3 protein-coding genes are annotated in these 2,585 nt (G+C 53.4%); 2 read left to right on the plus strand and 1 reads right to left on the minus strand.

The genetic code is table 11. From position 1 onward, the window contains the following. Window positions 1–122: 122 nt before the first annotated feature. Entirely contained in the window at window positions 123–356 is a 234-nt protein-coding gene (locus D5S03_RS06650; protein ID WP_008869029.1) for a Nif11-like leader peptide family RiPP precursor, read from the minus strand. Between the two features lie 335 nt (window positions 357–691). On the opposite strand from D5S03_RS06650, the gene D5S03_RS06655 reads away from it, so the two are divergent. Beyond that, window positions 692–2,425, plus strand: a complete 1,734-nt coding sequence (locus D5S03_RS06655; RefSeq protein ID WP_287043096.1) for a proline--tRNA ligase — start codon at window positions 692–694, stop codon at window positions 2,423–2,425. A gap of 9 nt (window positions 2,426–2,434) precedes the next feature. Continuing rightward, a partial coding sequence (locus D5S03_RS06660; protein WP_287043098.1) for an exodeoxyribonuclease VII large subunit occupies window positions 2,435–2,585 on the plus strand: 151 nt, incomplete at its 3' end.

Consider the following 2,585-nt stretch of genomic DNA (forward strand, 5'->3'; position numbering starts at 1 on the left):
AAAAAAGCCACCGGCAAGAGGTATCTTCCCGGTGGCCAAATCATCAAGGGTATCAAATGATGGTTTCAGACAGATAACTGGATTAAGCAGGTGATCTACTGAAAATTTCTGTATTTTACGGATCAGCCGCCCAGCCAGTTGCAGTTTTCATCCTGGCAGCGCAGGTTGGCTTTCTGTTCTTCAGTCAATTCTCTTTTAACAACATTGAGGTCATCTGTTGAAAAAGAAAATCCCGCATCCTTAGCCTTGGGGGAATTGCAGAACTCTTCAACATCCTTGTAGTCGGAAAGATTCTTTGCAAAATCGTTGTCGGAGCATACCCTGTTAACAAACTCTCTGGCGGAATCGATAGACATATCAAGTCTCCTTAAATGGTTGTGCGCCCCATCAGGCAGAGGCAGTTGATAAAAACCTGATTAAATCCTTACTTGCACACAATAATAATTACTATTTTTTTACTGTCAATATATTTTCTGAAAAGTTTTCAAAGGCCAGGGGACAGTCCCCGCGTAACCCATCAGGGGGGGATTCAGGAAGTTATCGTGCCCGAACTGCACTTTTCAGGCGCAAAAATCCCCCTGGTTTTTTCTTGATTTCCTGAGGTGATCACAAGTAAGGTTTCCTGGTTCCAAGGGTTGGGAGCTTTGCTATTTTTCCGAAAATACAATTTATACAGCAACAGGAGTTTTACATGCGCTGGAGCAGGTATTTCATGCCCACATTGAAGGAGGAACCGGCTGAAGCCGAGGTGGTGAGCCATAAGCTGATGCTCAGGGCCGGTATGATCCGCAAACTTACAGCAGGTATCTACACCTATCTGCCTGCTGGATGGAGGGCGCTGCAAAAGATATCCGAGGTGATACGCGGGGAAATGAACCGTTTTTACGCCATTGAGCTGCTCATGCCGGCGGTGCAGCCCGGGGATCTGTGGAAGGAAACCGGGCGCTGGGAGGCCTACGGCAAGGAGCTTTTGCGCTTCCGCGACCGCCATGACCGGGACTACTGCATCGGTCCCACCCACGAAGAGGTCATTACCGACCTGATACGCAGGGAAGTGAGTTCCTACCGCCAGCTTCCACTGAACCTGTACCAGATTCAGACCAAGTTCAGGGATGAGATCCGCCCCAGGTTCGGGCTCATGCGTGGACGCGAATTCATAATGAAGGATGCTTATTCCTTTGACAAGGACGAGGCCGGGGCCGCCCAGAGCTACGAATGGATGCGTCAGGCATACGTGAGCATATTTGAGAAGCTGGGTCTGCAGTTCAGGGGAGTGGAAGCTGACAGCGGGGCCATAGGAGGCAGTGTTTCCCAGGAATTCATGGTCCTGGCGGATACCGGGGAAGACGTTATAGCCACCTGTACCCACTGCGATTTTGCGGCCAACCTGGAAAAGGCCGAGGTCACATGCGCCGGTGAGGACTGTCCGGAATGCTCCCTTCCCCCGGAAAAGGTGATGACCCCGGGCATGCATACCGTTCCCCAGGTGGCAGAGTATTTGAATGTACCGGAAAGGAAGGTGCTCAAGACCCTTTTGTATGATGCCGACGGCATGGCGGTTGCGGCCCTGGTGCGCGGCGATCGCGAGCTAAACGAAGTCAAGCTCGGAAATCTCCTCGGGGCTAAGCATCTGCAGCTGGCCGGCCAAGAGCAGGTGGAAAAGTGGACCGGAGCAGGCATGGGTTTTGCCGGACCTGTGGGCCTCAAGGTGGATAAAATCGTGGCCGACCTGGAGCTTCGCCTGGAAACCGACTGGATAACCGGGGCCAATGCAGATGATGCCCATCTCAGGCACGTGGATCTGCGGCGTGATGCCCAGGTAAATGCTTATCACGACCTGCGAAGCATCACCCGGGAAGATCCCTGCCCCAGGTGTCAGGGCGGCATCCGCATGACCAAGGGCATTGAGGTGGGACATATTTTCATGCTGGGTGCCAAGTACAGCCAGTCCATGAATGCTGCCTACCTTGACGAGCATGGTGCTGAAAAACCCTTGATCATGGGTTGCTACGGCATAGGCGTAGGCCGGGTTCTGGCGGCCTGCATCGAGCAGAATCATGATGAAAACGGCATCATATTCACCCCGGCCATTGCGCCCTTCGAGGTGACCATTATCGCCCTGAATCCCAAGGATGAAATGGTCCGTAACCACTCCGAGTCTTTGTATAATGAGCTTTGCAGCCAGAACATGGATGTCCTTCTGGATGACCGTGACGAACGCCCGGGTTTCAAGTTCAAGGACTGCGACCTGGTGGGCTCTCCCCTGCAGGTGATCGTGGGAGCCAAGGGCATCAAGAACGGGGTGCTGGAGGTCAAGGAGCGCCACTCCGGACAGAGGCACGAACTGCCTTTGCAGGACTTCGGGCGGCATTTTCAGGAGGTACGCCGCAAGGTCAGAGAGCATTTCGGACTTGATGCCGGGTAGCGTTTGTGCATGGCTCATATATTCAATGTATCTGAGCTTACCGCAGCCATCCGCGAAGTGGTGGAGATGCACTTCCCCTTTGTCTGGGTGCGGGGGCAGGCCACCAATGTCAGCCGTCCGGGTTCCGGTCATATCTATTTCACCCTCAAGGATGAGCAGG

The sequence above is a fragment of the Desulfonatronospira sp. MSAO_Bac3 genome (assembly GCF_003838035.1).
Taxonomy (GTDB): Bacteria; Desulfobacterota; Desulfovibrionia; order Desulfovibrionales; family Desulfonatronovibrionaceae; genus Desulfonatronospira; species Desulfonatronospira thiodismutans.

Excerpts from the sequence above, each read along its gene's own strand:
- D5S03_RS06655 (WP_287043096.1), top strand. The coding sequence starts at position 692 with ATGCGCTGGAGCAGGTATTTCATGCCCACATTGAAGGAGGAACCGGCT.
- D5S03_RS06650 (WP_008869029.1), bottom strand. The coding sequence starts at position 356 with ATGTCTATCGATTCCGCCAGAGAGTTTGTTAACAGGGTATGCTCCGAC.